Genomic DNA, 17437 nt, shown 5'->3' with positions numbered 1-17437 from the left:
TACCTCGGAATAAAATAATATTGAGTGGTTGAGAAAAACACCAAAAAAAGTCTTAGAAATTTAAATTAACAAGACTTTTTCTGATTTTATGAAGTCAAGAATGCTTTTAAATCCTCATAAGAAGAGGCTTTGATTGCTACTTTTTTATGGTTCATTACTTTCTGAATTTGTTCAGGAATCGCTACTTTTACAGGCAAGGTACTTTCAACAACATCTAAAAATTTTACAGGATGCGCAGTTTCTAAAAAAACACCAAATTCGTTTTCTTGTAAACCATACTTTTTCAAGCCTAAATAACCAACGGCTCCATGAGGATCTGCAACATAACCAGAATTTTTATAAATTTCTTTCATGGCAGCACGAGTTTCATCATCTGTAAAAGAGAACGAAGAAAAGGTTTTTTTAAGTGTTTCTAAATCATTGTTAAACAATTCTTGAATTCTGATAAAATTACTTGGATTCCCAACGTCCATGGCATTAGAAATAGTAGCTTTAGATGGTTTTGGTTTGTAAACTCCATCTATTAAATAATTGGGTATCGTATCATTTATATTCGTAGAAGCGATAAAATGTTTGATGGGTAACCCTAGTTTTTGCGCCATAATTCCGGCGCAAATATTGCCGAAATTTCCACTAGGTACAGAAAAAACCAATTCCTTATTTTGTTTTTTTAATTCTTTATAGGCAAAGAAAAAATAGAACATTTGTGGTAACCAACGCGCCACATTTATAGAGTTTGCAGAGGTTAATGTTTTTGTGATTTCTTCATCTAAAAAAGCAGTTTTTACCATTTCTTGGCAATCGTCAAAAACACCATCTACTTCTAGGGCAGTAATGTTCTGACCTAAAGTTGTTAATTGTTTTTCTTGAACATCACTTACTTTTCCTGAAGGATAAAGAATCACTACTTTTATACCTTTAGCACCTAAAAATCCGTTGGCAACAGCGCCACCAGTATCGCCAGAAGTTGCAACTAAAACCGTAATTTCTTCTTCATGATCACGATTAAAATATTCTAAACATTTTGCCATAAATTTAGCACCAACATCTTTAAACGCCATGGTAGGACCATGAAATAATTCTAATGTGGCAATATTGTCATCAACCTTAACCACAGGAAAATCAAAAGAAACAGTTTCGGCTATAATTTCTTTTAGGATATCCTCCGGAATTTCATCACCTAAAAATTGTTTAATGGCTTCAAATGCAATTTCGTGATTTGAATAATCAGAAATATTTTCAATAAAATCTTTTGAAAGTGGCGTAATATTTTCTGGAAAATAGATGCCTCTATCTTTTGCCAAACCTTGTACAACGGCATTTTTAAAAGTTGTTTTTGGTGATTTGTGATGTAAACTGTAGTAGTTCATAATTTGGTTTTTAAAAGCCCATCCTAACCTTCCCAAAGGGAAGGAACTCTTACTCTTACTCTTATGTTATATTATTTTGGGCTTTATTGTGTAATAATTTTTAATTTCTCCAGTTGATGTTCTTTAGTTTTTGGTGAAGGAATGAACCAACATCCATCAACTAAAAACCAATAACTATTTTAATATTTTTCGTTTCTCCAAAATCAATCGAACTGACAGAACGTGCTGTCACATCGAGTGATTTCGCTTTTTAGCGAAATTGTATCGAGATGTTTTATACTATTTTTATTCCGTTTGGATTTATTTTCGAAATAAACATCTCAAATTTAATTCCTGTATTTTTATAACTTTCTTTAATGGATTTGTAAACCTCGTTAGCAATTTCATCGCCTTTACAAAGGGCAAAAATTGTTGGACCAGATCCGCTAATTCCTGCGCCTAATGCGCCTGCACTAATAGCGCTAGATTTTACAGTATCAAAAAAAGGAATTAACTTTTTACGATAGGGTTCTACAATAATATCCACTAAAGAATTACTTATTAAATGGTAGTTATTTGTGTATAAACCACTTATTAAACCACCCACATTTGCCCATTGGGTAACGGCATCTTTTAATGCAATTTTTTCTGGTAAAACTTCTCGAGCATCTTTTGTTTTTACTTCTATTTGTGGATGAATTGCCACTACTCTTAAAGCATCCGGAACAGGTAATTTTATAATTTCTAAAGGTTCGTAACTTCTTACTAAAATAAAACCTCCGTAGATCGCGGCAGCTACATTATCTGCGATTGCAGAACCACAGGCAATTTCTTCACCAAACATGGCAAATTTTGTAAGTTCTAGTTCAGAAAATTGGTTTTCTAAGAACTGATTGACACCAAATGCAGCACCGGCAGCACTGGCAGCAGAACTTCCTAATCCGCTTCCTGGAGAAAATCCTTTGTGAATGGTTAATTCAATTCCGAAATTAGCATTGGCTTCCTTTAATATTTTTTGAACTACGGCACTGGCAGCGTTTTCGTTAACATTGTAGGTTAAATTAGCGCCCGTAATATTGGTTATTTTAACGCCTTTCTGAACAGTTTTGGTAAAGGTCATTTCATCCCCAACAGCGTCTACAGCAAAGCCTAAAGAGTCAAATCCGCAAGAAACATTGGCTACTGTGGCTGGAGAAAATATTTTTAAATAATTCATTTATTTTGGTTTGCAGTATTCGGTTTACAGTATTCGGTCGCAGTTTACAGTCAATTGCTCACTGAAAATTGCGACTGCGAACTGTCTACTTATTGATTAGCTATTCTTATTACATCTGCAAAAATACCAGAAGCAGTAACGTCTGCACCGGCACCGGCACCTTTTATGATCAGCGGATTTTCTGGATATCGATCCGTGTAAAATAAAACAATATTATCACTTCCTTCTAAATTATAAAAAGGATGTTCGGCAGGAATATGTTGCAAACCAACATTGGCTTTTCCGTCTACAAATTCAGCAACATATTTTAGACGACAATCTTCATCATCAGCTTGTTTATAAATATTTTGAAAATGAGCTTCATGTTTAATTAACGAAGCATAAAAGTCATCGTTGTTCACCGTTTCTAATGTTTCCTTGGGTAAAAAAGCGTTATTAACAATATCTTCTAATTCTAGTTGATATCCGCTTTCTCTAGCCAAAATTAAAATTTTTCTAGCAACATCAACCCCACTTAAATCAATTTTTGGATCGGGCTCCGTAAATCCTTCTTCTTGCGCTTGTGCAACTACATCGTGAAAGGTAGTATCTTCATCATAATTATTAAAAACAAAGTTTAAACTACCTGATAAAACGGCTTGAATTTTATGGATTCTATCCCCAGAATTGATTAAATTTTTCAACGTATCTATAATTGGTAAACCTGCCCCAACATTGGTTTCAAACAAAAAGGAAGCATTGAATTTTCTTGAAACTTCTTTTAACGTTTTATAATTAACAAAGCTAGAAGCACAAGCAATTTTATTACAAGTTACCACAGAAATACTTTCTCGTAAATACTTTTCATAGACTTCAGAAACTTGCTGATTTGCAGTATTATCGATAAAAACACTATTTCTATGATTGCATTCTTTTACTTTGTTATAAAAACGTTCTAAACTAGTTGGCTCTCCATTTTTTAAACGTTCTTTCCAGGTATTTAGGTTGATGCCACTATTGTCAAAAACCATTTTTCTAGAATTTGCAATTCCGATGACTCTAATATTGAGTTTTAAATTTTCTTTTAAGAATTTTTTCTGTTGATGTAATTGCGCTAAAAAGCGTTCGCCAACATTACCTACTCCCGTTACAAATAGGTTTAATTGCTTTATTTTTTCTTCAAAAAATTGTTCGTGCAATGTGTTTAGCGCCTTTTTTGCATCCTTTTTATTAATAACAGCAGAGATGTTTTTTTCTGATGAACCTTGGGCAATGGCTCTAACGTTTACGTTATTTCTGCCCAATGCACTAAACATTTGTCCGCTTAAACCTTGATGATTTTTCATGCTTTCTCCTACCACAGCAATAATTGCCAAGTCTTTTTCAACAAGAATCGGTTTAATCTTTTTACGGTCTATTTCTATGCTAAAAGTAGCATCTAAAAGTTCTTTCGCTTTTTCAGCATCATTTTCATAAACACCTACACAAATTGAATGTTCAGAGGAAGCTTGCGTTATAAAAACAACGTTGATCAATTGTTGTGAAAGTGTTTCAAACAAGCGTTTAGAAAAACCAGGAATTCCAATCATTCCGCCACCTTCTAGTGTAATTAAGCTAATATCTTCTATATGTGAAATCCCTTTTACACCGCTGCTATTCTTAGGATGCTTACAAATTAACGTTCCAGAACTTGTGGGGTTAAACGTATTTTTAATCCGAATTGGAATTTGTTTTCTTAATGCAGGTTGAATTGTTGGCGGATATAACACTTTTGCACCAAAATGAGATAACTCCATAGCTTCCTCATACGAAATTTCATTGATTGGAAATGCTTGTTTTACAACGCTCGGATTTGCAGTATACATGCCGCTAACATCTGTCCAGATTTGTAACTCAGCAACATTCAATGCGGCAGCATAAATAGCTGCAGAAAAATCTGAACCACCTCTTCCTAAAGTAGTTGTTTCCTGATTATTTGAAGCAATAAATCCACCTAAAACAGTAACCTGATGTTTGTTTTTATCAAAAAAATCAGTTATATTTTTGTTGGTAATTTTAAAATTTACCTGAGCATTTAGGTAATTATTGTTGGTAATAATTAAATTTCTACTTTCTCCATGAGTAGCATTTAAAGTCTCTTTGGCTGCATTTGCAATAATAAAAGAAGAGAGTCTTTCGCCAAAACTAGAAACTTTTGCCAAGGTTTTGTTCGATAATTCTTGCAATAAGAAAATGCCTTCATACATAGATTGTAATTGATCAAACAAAGTGGTAACCTCTTTAATTACTTCTTTTTTACTTTTAGAAATTAAAGCATCAATTACACTAAAATGAAGCTCTTTTATGGTTTCTAAAATTTCTTTAGCAACGGTAATATCTTCTAAAGCACTATTAGATCCTGCTATGAGTTTGTCTGTTGTTTTTCCGAAAGCAGAAACAATTATTGCGACTTTATCTTCTTTTGATGCATTTGCAATAATTGCGATAACTTTTTGTATGTTTTCTGAGTTTGCTACTGATGAGCCTCCAAATTTTAATACTTTCATGTTGAATGATAGATATTGAGATAAATAAATTTTTGTGAGTTTGTTTTGATGTGGCTCAAAACAAAAGGTAACCTTAAATAATATGAATAGAAGAGAACCCCTAAAGGGTTGTTGTAGCCGTTATGCGAATATTTTGGCGCACATACAAAGAAACCCCAGCCGAGGTTATGATTTTTTTTGTATTTTTTTTTGATACATTCACGGGGTAAATGTAGAAGTATTATTTATTTTGATAAATTTTAATCAGAATTATTTTAAGAATTTCTTTAATAAATATCATTTTCGCAAAGAATAAACTATAAAAATGAATATTATTTACTTTTTAATATCTTTATTTATTTTTTCTTTAATAATTAATGCGATGGGTTTGTTTTTAATTTTACTTTCTAACCAAGATAAAATATCTAAATATAAAAAAGCTCTTTTTTCATACGGATGGTTTTCAAACTTTTTTAATTTTTTATAAATCTTTTTAAATTCATTTTTTATTTCATGCGGAAAAACATCGCTCAAATCTCTAATAGAATTTAAAAATACTTTCTGCACTTCTTGCAGATTTTCCATTTTTAATAAAAACTTGTAGGTGTCTAAAAATTGTCTTTCTAAATCATAATCTAAACCACATTCATAATGCGCTATTAGGTTTAAAACTCTTGCAAAACATTGTAAATCTTCTGCAGAACTCAAGTTTTTTGATTTTATAATCTTTTGTAAATAAGAGATGCAAATTTCATTTTTACCCATTCCGAAATACAAACAAGCAATCTTATAATACAACATTACAATATAATGATTGTCTAGCCTGTTTTTGTATTTTTTAATTTTCTCGTTAATGATTTCAACTAAATACTCACCTTCAGAAAAAGAGCCTTGTAAAAAATGTAAATGCAATTTATTCGCATATAAATATTGAAAAATTAGAAGTTCAGTATTGGTATTTAAAGGAATGATGTTTTGCTCAATCTCTTCTTCAAAAGAGTGCAAAACTTGTTTAAAAGTGTCTATTTTTTTTACAAAAAATAAAGCCTCTAGCAAATAGTTTTTTCCTTTTAAATAAAAAACAGGATGTTGAGAAATATGTTTTTTGTCTTCTTTAAATAAATCTACCCATTTATTGGCATATTTGTAGCTATGTAAAAAATCTTGCGTTAAAAAACTAAACCATAAATGAGACTTATATAACCATAATTTTTCTCTAAAGCCAAGCTCTTCAAAATGATATTCAGGAATTTTACTATAGAAATAGGCATTCACAAACTCCAATTCTTCATTATTTTTTACATAACCATTTTGTAGTAAATGACTGTATAATTGCAATGATAAGTTAGAGAGTTTGCTAGCAACAACATTTTGCTGACTTAAAGTCTTTGCTTGCATAGAAAGGGTATCTGCTCTATTGCTTAAGCTTCGGGTAATGTACTGTGTTTCAATTACTTTCTCGAGCTCAACAATTTCATAGGCAATGTTTTTTTCTTCATTTTCTAAGGCTAAATGTTTCGCTTTATCTAATAGTTTTAAACTCTGTTTGTACAATCCTTTTTGATATAATACGGTAGCAAAATCTAATTGCTCACGAATTTGAATTCTAATATTTTTATGGGCAGGATTTAAACGAAGACTAATTAAAATTTGTTTGTATAAATGTGCTTTTAAGTTTGATAATTGCTGCTTCGAAACAATACCACTTTTTATGATCACCTTTTCATCATAAGTTTTTAATTTCTCTAAAAACTTAAAAAGAGAGAAAAATTTCGCATCAATATTACCACCTAATCGTCCTACATATAAGTTAAATTGTCTCTTTTCTGACTTGGTTAAAGACTTAATCAAAACAAAAAGAGCATCATTTTGATGATTGGCTAATGTATCAATTTTATTCATAAGTATCTTTTAATGAAGCAATTGTATTTTTAATTAAGAGAATAGAAATCGTGCAAAGGCTATGTAAATTATAAAATTTTAAGTTTTAAGATATACATTTGATTCTTCACAAAGATAATCTTTACAAAATTATGCAAGATAACAAGGTACAAATTTTTGATACAACTTTAAGAGATGGTGAGCAGGTTCCTGGTTGTAAATTAGACACAAAGCAGAAATTGGTAATTGCAGAAAGGTTAGATTTCTTAGGCGTAAATGTAATTGAAGCCGGTTTTCCTGTTTCTAGTCCAGGAGATTTTACTTCGGTATCAGAAATTGCAAAAATAGTTAAAAATGCAACAGTTTGCGGTTTAACAAGAGCCGTTGAAAATGATATTAAAGTGGCTGCAGAGGCTTTAAAATATGCAAAATATCCAAGAATTCATACCGGAATAGGAACAAGCGATTCTCATATTAAATTTAAATTTAATTCAACGCGAGAAAAAGTCATCGAGAGAGCTGTTCATGCAGTTTCATATTCAAAGTCTTTTGTAGAAGATGTTGAATTTTATGCAGAGGATGCGGGTAGAACGGACAATGATTTTTTAGCTCGAGTTTGTGAAGAAGTAATAAAGGCAGGCGCTACGGTTTTAAACATTCCAGATACAACGGGTTATTGTTTGCCAGAAGAATATGGTGCAAAAATGAAATATTTACGTGAAAATGTAAAAGGCATTGAAAATGTAATCTTATCCTGTCATTGCCATAACGATTTAGGTATGGCAACTGCAAATTCTATTTCTGGTGTCATTAATGGTGCACGCCAAATAGAATGTACTATCAATGGAATCGGCGAACGCGCAGGAAATACAGCTTTAGAAGAAGTTGTCATGATTTTAAAACAACATCCTTATTTAAATTTAGAAACCAGTATCAATACAAAATTATTATACGATACCAGTATAATGGTTCGTGAAAGTATGGGAATGCCTGTGCAGCCTAACAAAGCAATTGTAGGTGCAAATGCATTTGCACACAGTTCTGGAATTCACCAAGACGGTGTCATTAAAAACAGAGAAACCTACGAAATTATGAATCCTGAAGATGTGGGGGTTACAGAAAGTGCTATTGTTTTAACAGCAAGAAGCGGTAGAGCAGCATTAGCATACAGAGCCAAAAAGATAGGATACGAATTAACTAAAATTCAATTAGATGCTGCTTACGAACTCTTTTTAGAAACTGCCGATAAACAAAAAGAAGTAAGAGATGAAGACATCCATGTAATTATGGACAAGGTAAATAAAATTTCTAAAATAATAGTGGCTTAAAAAAAGCCTAATTAATTTTGTGTTCGCGTCTAATTTACCTATTATTGACCTGATTAAATTTAAGAATTTGAATACATGAAATATACAATAGCTGTAATTCCTGGAGATGGTATTGGCCCCGAAGTAACCGACCAAGCAAAAAAAGCTTTAGATGCCGTGGCAGAGGCATACGACCATATTTTTTTGTATAAAGAAGCGCAAATGGGCGCTTGCGCCATAGAAGCATCTGGCGACCCTTTGCCAGAAGAAACTGTAAAAATATGCAGAGCAGCAGATGCCATTTTATTTGGTGCCATTGGTGATCCAAAATATGACAATAATCCGAGTGCAAAAGTGCGTCCAGAACAAGGTCTTTTCCGGTTAAGAAAAGAATTAGATTTATATTGTAATGTAAGACCTGTAAAAGCTTACGATAATTTAATTTCAAATTCTCCTTTAAAAAGAGAGGTAGTTAAAGGAACAGATTTTGTTATTTTTAGAGAGTTAACAGGCGGAATTTATTTCGGAAAAAAAGAACTTAGTGCAGACAAGAAAGAGGCGTTTGATATTAGTTCTTACACGGTTGATCAAATTTCTAGAATAACTCATCTAGCTTTTAAATCTGCCCAAGAAAGAAATAAAAAAGTAACTTTAATCGATAAATCAAATGTTTTAGAAACTTCACGTTTGTGGAGAAAAACAGTTACTGAGATTGCCAAAGAATATAAAAACGTAACCCTAGAATATTTGTATGTAGATCATGCAGCGATGAAACTTATTCTAGATCCAAAACAGTTTGACGTAATTTTAACTGAAAACTTATTTGGTGATATTATTTCTGATGGAGCAAGTGCAATTTGCGGCACCATCGGCTTGTTAGCATCTTCATCTATTGGTGATGAAAATGCTTTGTTTGAGCCTATTCATGGTGCATATCCAGAGGCGGCAGGTAAAAATTATGCCAATCCTTTAGCAGCGATTTTAGCGGTAGCAATGTTGTTAAAATATTTAGGATTGCATGAAGAGGCAGACGCCGTAGAAAGAGCCGTAGAAAAATCAATTACACTGGGAATTACAACCAAAGATATCAAACGAAAAACGCAATTTTCTGCATCCACCTCTAAAGTAGGAGATTTTATTGCAGATTATATTACCAATCAAGATGACAGCAATATGAATTTTACGAACATTCATATGGGTCAAAGTACCATTATCTAAAAAATACTTTTCGATTTTTATCGAAAAAACAGATAGATTGTTATTCCTATGAAAACAGGAATCTATTTTTTTTGAAGCTATTTCCAGCTTTCCGCACTCGCTTTTTTTGCCCGAAAAAGGCAAAAAAGAGCTCAAACAAAGTCTTCAATCTGGGCTAGATATAGTTGCCAACTTTAGTCACTATTTTTTAAAATCAACCTTCCTTAAAAAAGAAGGTTTTTTTATGAATTTATTTCAAGCATTGAATGTCATAATAAATTATAGTTAAACTACTTATTTACAAAAATTTAAGTGTTTATTTTAAAACCTGAATTTAAAGAATTGTATTGCGGTTTGCACAGTAAAAATAGAGAAACATAGTAATTTAGTCAACAATTTGAATAATACAATAAATGGAATTAAATAAATACAGCAAAAGATTAACACAAGATGAATCTCAACCTGCCTCACAAGCAATGTTGTATGCGGTTGGTTTAAAAGATGAAGATATGAGCAAAGCGCAAGTTGGTATTGCAAGTACAGGTTATGACGGGAATCCGTGTAACATGCACTTAAACAACTTGGCTGCAGAAGTAAAAGTAGAATCTAAAATTGCGGGTTTAGTTGGTTTAGGATTTAATACCATTGGTGTTTCAGACGGAATTTCTATGGGAACGTCTGGTATGAATTATTCATTAGCTTCTAGAGATATTATTGCAGATTCTATAGAAACAGTTATGAATGCTCAAAGTTACGATGCATTAGTTTCTGTGGTAGGTTGTGATAAAAATATGCCCGGGGCAGTTATTGCGATGTTACGTTTAAATCGACCTTCAATTATGATGTATGGAGGAACCATCGCATCAGGAAATTATAAAGGAAGAAAATTAAATATCGTTTCTGCTTTTGAAGCTTTAGGGCAAAAAATGGCAGGCGAAATTGAAGAAGAAGAATATAGAGAAATTATAAAAAGAGCTATTCCGGGAGCGGGGGCTTGTGGCGGAATGTACACGGCAAATACCATGGCATCTGCTATAGAATGTATGGGGTTTGCATTGCCTTACAACTCATCAATTCCTGCTGAAAATCCTAATAAATTATCGGAAGCAGAAAGAACCGCTTTGGCAATTAAAAATTTACTAGAATTAGATTTAAAACCTTTAGATATTATTTCTAAAAAATCTTTAGAAAACGCCATTGCAATCGTAAATGCTTTGGGAGGATCAACAAATGCAGTATTGCACTTTTTAGCCATTGCACACGCTGCTGATATTGACTTTACCTTAGAAGATTTTCAAAGAGTAAGTGATAGAACGCCGTTAATTGCCGACTTAAAACCATCGGGAAAATACTTAATGGAAGATGTTCATGGAATTGGTGGTACGCCTGCAATTATGAAATATTTATTAGATAATGGCTATTTACATGGAGACTGTTTAACGGTTACAGGAAAAACATTAGCAGAGAATTTAGCAGGTATTAAAGCTATGGAATTTGAAGATCAAGATGTCATTTATCCTAAGGATAAAGCATTAAAATCTTCAGGAAATATTCAAATAATTTACGGAAACCTGGCAACGGAAGGAGCAGTTGCAAAAATCTCAGGAAATGAAGGCTTGCTTTTTGAAGGAAAAGCGGTGGTTTATGACGGAGAGCAAGCTGCCAATGCGGGTATTTCAAACGGTGAAGTAGAAAAAGGAGATGTTGTCGTCATTCGATATGTGGGTCCAAAAGGAGGTCCAGGAATGCCAGAAATGTTAAAACCAACTTCGTTAATTATGGGCGCAGGTTTAGGAAAATCTGTAGCGTTAATTACAGATGGTCGTTTTTCTGGAGGTACACATGGTTTTGTAGTAGGTCATATTACGCCAGAAGCCCAATCCGGAGGAACTATCGGAATTTTAAAAACAGGTGATACCATTAGAATTAGTGCAGAAGACAATTCAATTAATGTTTTAATTTCTGATGAAGAAATCGCGGAAAGAAAAGCACAGTGGGTGGCCCCAGCATTAAAGCATACAAAAGGAATCTTATACAAATACGCAAAAATAGTTGCATCTGCTTCAAAAGGATGTATTACAGATGCGTAGTTTGTAAAGAAGAAAATAGAAACAAGAAAACAGAAACAAGAAGATAGAAACAAGAATAAAGCTAATAGAGAAATATTTTAGAGAATATTGGTCTTTATTCTTTCTTCTCTATTCTTTTCTCTCTTATTAAATCAAATACTATGGAAACCCAAACCATAAGCAACAAAGAAATTTCATCAAAAACTACGCAAAGAATTTCGGGTAGTGAAGCTATTGTTAGATGCTTAATTGAAGAAGATGTAAAAATAATTTATGGATATCCTGGCGGAGCCATTATGCCAGTTTATGATGAGTTGTTTAAATATCAAGATAAAATTCATCATGTTTTAACACGACATGAACAAGGTGCAACGCACGCTGCGCAAGGTTTTGCAAGAATTTCTGGTAAAGTGGGTGTTGCCATTGCAACTTCGGGCCCAGGAGCAACTAATTTAATTACGGGTATTGCAGATGCTCAAATAGATTCTACACCTATGGTCTGTATTACAGGGCAAGTGGCGTCTCATTTGTTAGGAAGTGATGCATTTCAAGAAACCGATATCGTTGGTATTTCTACGCCTGTGACAAAATGGAATTGCCAGGTTACAAAAGCTGCTGATATTCCAGGAGCATTGGCAAAAGCATTTTACATCGCAAAAAGTGGAAGACCAGGACCTGTTTTGGTAGATATCACAAAAGATGCACAATTCGAAGAATTTGATTTCTTATATGAAAAATGCACGAAAATAAGAAGTTATACGCCTATTCCAAAAACAGTAGCAGGCACTTTAGAGGCTGCCGCAAAAATGATAAATGCTGCAAAAAAACCTTTGATAGTTTGGGGTCAAGGAGTTGTTTTAAGTGCAGCCGAAGAACAATTTAAAGCATTGGTAGAAAAAGCAGGAATTCCTGCGGCTTGGACAATTTTAGGAGCTTCAGCATTACCAACTTCGCATCCCTTAAATGTTGGGATGTTAGGCATGCACGGTAATTATGCCCCCAATAAATTAACCAATGAATGCGATGTTTTAATTGCCATCGGAATGCGTTTTGATGATCGAGTTACCGGAAAATTAGATGAATATGCAACGCAAGCAAAAGTGATCCATTTTGAAATTGATCCTGCAGAAGTTGATAAAAATGTAAAAACAGATGTGGCTGTTTTAGGAGATGCAAAAGTAACTTTAAAAGCCATTTTACCTTTAATTGATGAAAATTCTCATAAAGAATGGCATCAAGAATTTAAAGATTTATATAAAATTGAATATGAAAAAGTAATTAAAGACGACATTCATCCAACGAAAGAAGGGTTAACGATGGGTGAAGTAATTAAGGAAATTAATATTCAAAGCAAAGGCGAAGCAGCAATTGTAACAGATGTTGGTCAGCATCAAATGATTGCTTGCAGATATGCAGAGTTTAATAAAACAAAAAGTAATATTACTTCTGGTGGGTTAGGTACCATGGGTTTTGGGTTGCCAGCAGCAATTGGAGCCAAAATGGCAGCGCCAGAACGTGAAGTTGTTTCCATTTCTGGTGATGGTGGTTACCAAATGACCATCCAAGAATTAGGGACTATTTTTCAGCAAAAAGCGGCAGTAAAAATTGTAGTTTTAAATAATGATTTTTTAGGAATGGTGCGCCAATGGCAACAGTTGTTTTTTGACAAACGGTATGCATCCACAGAAATGATAAACCCAAATTTTGTAGCAATTGCAGAAGGGTATTACATCAAAGCAAAAAAAGTTACAAAACGTGAAGAATTAGCAGATGCAGTTGCAGAAATGATGGCAAGTAAAGAAGCTTATTTTTTAGAGGTTTGTGTGGAAAAAGAAGGAAATGTTTTTCCAATGGTTCCTTCTGGAGCTAGTGTTTCAGAGATAAGATTGGAGTAGGAAGTTGGATAAAAGAATATAGAACAAAGAATAAAGAATAAAGATTAAAAGAACAATGATTGAAGCATTCAGAATTCAACTTTGAATTTTAAACTTTAAACCTTGAACTAAAGAGTATGAATACAGAAAAACAACTATACACAGTATCAATTTACACTGAAAACAATATTGGATTGTTGAATAGAATATCAGCAATTTTTCAAAGAAGACATATCAATATTGAGAGTTTAAATATCTCTCCTTCAGAAATTGACGGGGTAGCTAAATTTACAATTGTAGTGAATATGACCGAGGTAAACGTAAAGAAGATTATTGGTCAAATAGAAAAACAAGTAGAGGTAATTAAAGCATATTTTCATACTCTTGAAGAAATTATTTATCAAATTTCTGGATTGTTTAAAATCAAATCAGAATTGTTATTTGAAGAACGTCAAATTCAAAACATCATTAAAGAAAGTAATGCTAGAATTGTTACGGTAAATAAAGAATTTTTTGTCCTTGAAAAGTCAGGAAGAAAAGAAGAAATAGCTGAATTATATGATGAGTTAAGTGTCTATGGTATTATGCAATATACACGTTCAGGTTTAATTGCTGTGACCAAAGAAGAAATGAAAATATCAGCCCTACTAAAAAAATACAACAACTAAAAATAGATAAAAGAGTAAAGTAGAAAAAAGAAAATAGAACAAAGATAAAAGAGTAAAGAGCAGGTAATATTTAATAAGTCTTTTACGTTTATTCTCTCTTTTCTTTCACCTCTTTTTTCCTTTTTGTTTATTCATATCAACAAACAAAAACAATAAAAATGTCAAATTATTTTAACACATTAACATTAAGAGAAAAATTAGAGCAGTTAGGAAAATGTAGATTTATGGATGCTTCAGAATTTGAAGACGGCGTAACTGCACTAAAAGGAAAGAAAATTGTTATTGTAGGTTGTGGAGCACAAGGTTTAAACCAAGGTTTAAATATGAGAGAATCTGGTTTAGAGATTTCTTACACATTAAGACAAGCTGCGATTGATCAAAAAAGAGAATCTTATCTAAATGCAACTTCTAACAATTTTGAAGTGGGTACGTATGAAGAACTAATCCCTACTGCAGATGTTGTCTTAAATTTAACACCAGACAAACAACATACCAATGTTGTGAAAACAATCATGCCGCTCATGAAAAAAGGAGCAACATTATCGTATTCCCACGGTTTTAATATCGTTGAAGAAGGAATGAAAATTCGTGAGGATTTAACGGTAATTATGGTGGCACCAAAATGCCCGGGATCGGAAGTGCGTGAAGAATATAAAAGAGGATTTGGCGTACCAACATTAACGGCGGTGCATCCAGAAAACGATCCAGAAGGAAAAGGTTGGGCGCAAGCAAAAGCGTATGCAGTAGCAACTGGAGGTCATAGAGCAGGCGTGTTAGAATCTTCTTTTGTTGCAGAAGTGAAGAGCGATTTAATGGGAGAGCAAACTATTTTATGCGGTTTATTGCAAACAGGAGCTATTTTATCTTTTGATAAAATGGTGGAAGAAGGAATTGATGCGGGTTATGCTGCGAAATTAATTCAATACGGTTGGGAAACGGTTACAGAAGCCTTAAAACATGGCGGAATTACCAATATGATGGACAGGTTGTCTAATCCTGCAAAAGTAAAAGCTTTTGAAATATCCGAAGAATTAAAAGACATTATGCGTCCGTTGTTTCAAAAACATATGGATGATATTATGACCGGTCATTTTTCTAAAACCATGATGGAAGATTGGGCAAATGATGATAAAAACTTATTAACTTGGCGAGCTGCAACGGGCAATACTGCCTTTGAAAAACAACAAGTTACTGACCAAGAAATTCCAGAACAAGAATATTTTGATCACGGAACTTTGTTAGTCGCTTTTGTAAGAGCAGGTGTAGAATTGGCGTTTGAAGCAATGACAGAATCCGGAATTATAGAGGCTTCTGCATATTATGAATCTTTACACGAAACGCCATTAATAGCCAATACAATTGCACGTAAAAAATTATACGAAATGAACCGTGTAATTTCTGATACAGCAGAATATGGTTGTTATTTATTCGATCATGCTTGTAAACCTTTATTAACGGATTTTATGAAAACAGTTTCTACAGATTTAATCGGTCAAAAATTTACAGATTCTAATGCTGTTGACAATCAGGAATTAATTAGAATTAATGCAATTATTAGAAATCACCCAGTAGAAAAAGTAGGCGCAAAATTAAGAGCTTCTATGACAGCGATGAAAGTGATAAAATCTGCATAAAAAATAAGATACTCCAATTCTTTTAATAAACCTGTCAGATTTAAAAATTTGACAGGTTTCTTTTTTACATTTGAACAATGCAAACAAAACAAATCTATTTTCCGAGTATAGAAAACATTAAAAAAGCCGCTAAAAATTTAGAAGGAGTGGCCTATAAAACTCCTTTGAATCAAAACAGTACTTTTTCTAAAGAGTTTGATGCAAATGTGCTTTTTAAAAGAGAAGATTTACAAGTGGTTCGTTCCTATAAAATTCGGGGTGCTTACAATAAAATGTCTTCTTTAAATGATGATGAAAAACAACGAGGAATTGTTTGTGCAAGTGCAGGAAACCATGCACAAGGAGTGGCATTGTCTTGTAAGCTTTTACAAATAAAAGGCACTATTTTTATGCCATCGCCCACACCAAATCAGAAAATTAACCAAGTAAAAATGTTTGGTGAAGATTTTATAGAAATTATAATAGAGGGAGATACTTTTGATGATGCTTTTAATGCTTCAAAATTAGAATGCGATGCTAAAAATAAAACATTTATTCATCCTTTTAATGATGAAAAAGTGATTGAAGGTCAAGCCACGGTAGGTTTAGAAATCTTAGAGCAAAGTGATGTAAAAATAGATTATGTTTTCGTGGCGATTGGTGGCGGTGGTTTATCTGCAGGATTATCATCAGTCTTTAAATATAGATCACCAGAAACTAAAATAATAGGAATAGAGCCAGAAGGAGCGCCCTCTATGTTAACATCTTTTCAAAACAAAAAAAATACTGCTTTAGAGACTATAGATTCTTTTGTAGATGGCGCTGCGGTAAAAAAAGTAGGCGATTTAAACTTTGCAATTTGTCAGCAAAATTTGCAAGATATAATTACGGTTCCTGAAGGGAAAGTTTGTCAAACAATTTTAGATTTGTATAATAAAGATGCTATCGTCGTAGAACCAGCAGGTGCTTTAAGTATTGCAGCTTTAGATTTTTTTGCCGAAGAAATTAAAGGGAAAAATGTGGTTTGTATTGTAAGCGGAAGTAATAACGACATTACAAGAACCGCAGAAATTAAAGAACGGGCTTTATTATATGCTAATTTAAAACATTATTTTATCGTTAAATTTCCGCAAAGGGCTGGTGCTTTAAAAGAATTTGTTGCCGAAATTCTAGGTCCAAATGATGATATTACACATTTTGAATATACTAAAAAGAATAACAGAGCAAATGGTTCTGCTGTAGTTGGTTTAGAGTTAAAATTATCAACAGATTTAGAGCCTTTAATTAGCAGAATGAAAGAAAGGAATTTTTATGGTGAATATTTAAATGATAAACCAGATTTGTTTGATTTTTTGGTTTAACAAGGGAGCATGCTCCCTTGCTACAAACACATGCTCCCTTGCTACAAACACATGCTCCCTTGCTACAAACACATGCTCCCTTTCTCCAAACATATGCTCCCTTGTTGAAAATAAATATGAGCGAAAAAATATATCATATAACTACTCCAATTCACGATAGCAGAACTTCATCAAGAATGATAAAGTTTAATGTTAGAAAATTAAGGGAAATGGGAACAAATCCATATCCAAATATTATTTATTTTACACAAGAAGAAGAGTTGTTGGTTACACAAACAATTTCGAAAATTGTAAAAGATGATAACTTAAAGTTACTTGCGTATAATATTTGTTCAGACCATATTCATTTATTGTTGAGTTGTGATATTGACCATGTTTCAAAGATAATGTAGAAAATA

The 17437-nt window shown here is 32.9% G+C and carries 12 protein-coding genes; 8 read left to right on the top strand and 4 right to left on the bottom strand.

The features are described from left to right. Window positions 1-86: 86 nt before the first annotated feature. The 4 genes from thrC to K8354_RS14560 form a co-directional block, all read right to left on the bottom strand. The gene (thrC, locus tag K8354_RS14575; protein ID WP_223441934.1) at window positions 87-1370 is read right to left on the bottom strand and encodes a threonine synthase; all 1284 of its coding nucleotides are present in this window, start codon (window positions 1368-1370) and stop codon (window positions 87-89) included. Between the two features lie 274 nt (window positions 1371-1644). Continuing rightward, a complete protein-coding gene (locus tag K8354_RS14570; protein ID WP_223441918.1) occupies window positions 1645-2565 on the bottom strand; it encodes a homoserine kinase in 921 nt (306 codons plus the stop codon). Between the two features lie 89 nt (window positions 2566-2654). After that, on the bottom strand, window positions 2655-5090 hold the full coding sequence (thrA, locus tag K8354_RS14565) for a bifunctional aspartate kinase/homoserine dehydrogenase I (RefSeq protein WP_223441915.1): 2436 nt from the start codon (window positions 5088-5090) through the stop codon (window positions 2655-2657). Between the two features lie 315 nt (window positions 5091-5405). Then, the gene (locus K8354_RS14560; RefSeq protein ID WP_223441904.1) at window positions 5406-6971 is read right to left on the bottom strand and encodes a hypothetical protein; all 1566 of its coding nucleotides are present in this window, start codon (window positions 6969-6971) and stop codon (window positions 5406-5408) included. A gap of 131 nt (window positions 6972-7102) precedes the next feature. Here K8354_RS14560 and K8354_RS14555 point away from each other — a divergent pair, with 131 nt between their 5' ends. The 8 genes from K8354_RS14555 to K8354_RS14520 all read left to right on the top strand — a co-directional run bounded on the left by K8354_RS14555 (window position 7103) and on the right by K8354_RS14520 (window position 17431). Continuing rightward, complete coding sequence (locus K8354_RS14555; RefSeq protein WP_223441902.1) at window positions 7103-8278, top strand: 2-isopropylmalate synthase; 1176 nt, start codon at window positions 7103-7105, stop codon at window positions 8276-8278. A gap of 75 nt (window positions 8279-8353) precedes the next feature. Continuing rightward, window positions 8354-9475 (top strand): 3-isopropylmalate dehydrogenase, encoded by a 1122-nt coding sequence (gene leuB / locus K8354_RS14550; RefSeq protein ID WP_223441900.1) that lies wholly within the window; start codon window positions 8354-8356, stop codon window positions 9473-9475. A 392-nt stretch (window positions 9476-9867) separates the two neighbouring features. Then, window positions 9868-11544: a dihydroxy-acid dehydratase gene (gene ilvD / locus K8354_RS14545; RefSeq protein WP_223441888.1), complete on the top strand. Its 1677-nt coding sequence runs from the start codon at window positions 9868-9870 to the stop codon at window positions 11542-11544. 140 nt (window positions 11545-11684) lie between these two features. After that, a complete protein-coding gene (ilvB, locus tag K8354_RS14540; protein WP_223441886.1) occupies window positions 11685-13418 on the top strand; it encodes a biosynthetic-type acetolactate synthase large subunit in 1734 nt (577 codons plus the stop codon). Window positions 13419-13534: 116 nt separating this feature from the next. Further along, window positions 13535-14065 (top strand): acetolactate synthase small subunit, encoded by a 531-nt coding sequence (ilvN, locus tag K8354_RS14535; RefSeq protein ID WP_223441871.1) that lies wholly within the window; start codon window positions 13535-13537, stop codon window positions 14063-14065. Window positions 14066-14223: 158 nt separating this feature from the next. Next, the gene (gene ilvC, locus K8354_RS14530) at window positions 14224-15699 is read left to right on the top strand and encodes a ketol-acid reductoisomerase (protein ID WP_223441868.1); all 1476 of its coding nucleotides are present in this window, start codon (window positions 14224-14226) and stop codon (window positions 15697-15699) included. 77 nt (window positions 15700-15776) lie between these two features. Further along, a complete protein-coding gene (gene ilvA / locus K8354_RS14525; protein ID WP_223441865.1) occupies window positions 15777-17039 on the top strand; it encodes a threonine ammonia-lyase IlvA in 1263 nt (420 codons plus the stop codon). Window positions 17040-17155: 116 nt separating this feature from the next. Then, window positions 17156-17431, top strand: coding sequence for a transposase (locus tag K8354_RS14520; protein WP_223441862.1), 276 nt, complete (start codon window positions 17156-17158; stop codon window positions 17429-17431). Window positions 17432-17437: the final 6 nt, after the last annotated feature.

Source organism: Polaribacter litorisediminis (assembly GCF_019968605.1).
GTDB classification, from domain to species: Bacteria; Bacteroidota; Bacteroidia; order Flavobacteriales; family Flavobacteriaceae; genus Polaribacter; species Polaribacter litorisediminis.
This window is presented reverse-complemented; position numbering and strand designations above follow the sequence as displayed.

Bases quoted from the DNA above. Each gene is read 5' to 3' on its own strand.
- thrC (WP_223441934.1), bottom strand. From the start codon at position 1,370: ATGAACTACTACAGTTTACATCACAAATCACCAAAAACAACTTTTAAA.
- K8354_RS14570 (WP_223441918.1), bottom strand. From the start codon at position 2,565: ATGAATTATTTAAAAATATTTTCTCCAGCCACAGTAGCCAATGTTTCT.
- thrA (WP_223441915.1), bottom strand. From the start codon at position 5,090: ATGAAAGTATTAAAATTTGGAGGCTCATCAGTAGCAAACTCAGAAAAC.
- K8354_RS14560 (WP_223441904.1), bottom strand. From the start codon at position 6,971: ATGAATAAAATTGATACATTAGCCAATCATCAAAATGATGCTCTTTTT.
- K8354_RS14555 (WP_223441902.1), top strand. From the start codon at position 7,103: ATGCAAGATAACAAGGTACAAATTTTTGATACAACTTTAAGAGATGGT.
- leuB (WP_223441900.1), top strand. From the start codon at position 8,354: ATGAAATATACAATAGCTGTAATTCCTGGAGATGGTATTGGCCCCGAA.
- ilvD (WP_223441888.1), top strand. From the start codon at position 9,868: ATGGAATTAAATAAATACAGCAAAAGATTAACACAAGATGAATCTCAA.
- ilvB (WP_223441886.1), top strand. From the start codon at position 11,685: ATGGAAACCCAAACCATAAGCAACAAAGAAATTTCATCAAAAACTACG.
- ilvN (WP_223441871.1), top strand. From the start codon at position 13,535: ATGAATACAGAAAAACAACTATACACAGTATCAATTTACACTGAAAAC.
- ilvC (WP_223441868.1), top strand. From the start codon at position 14,224: ATGTCAAATTATTTTAACACATTAACATTAAGAGAAAAATTAGAGCAG.
- ilvA (WP_223441865.1), top strand. From the start codon at position 15,777: ATGCAAACAAAACAAATCTATTTTCCGAGTATAGAAAACATTAAAAAA.
- K8354_RS14520 (WP_223441862.1), top strand. From the start codon at position 17,156: ATGAGCGAAAAAATATATCATATAACTACTCCAATTCACGATAGCAGA.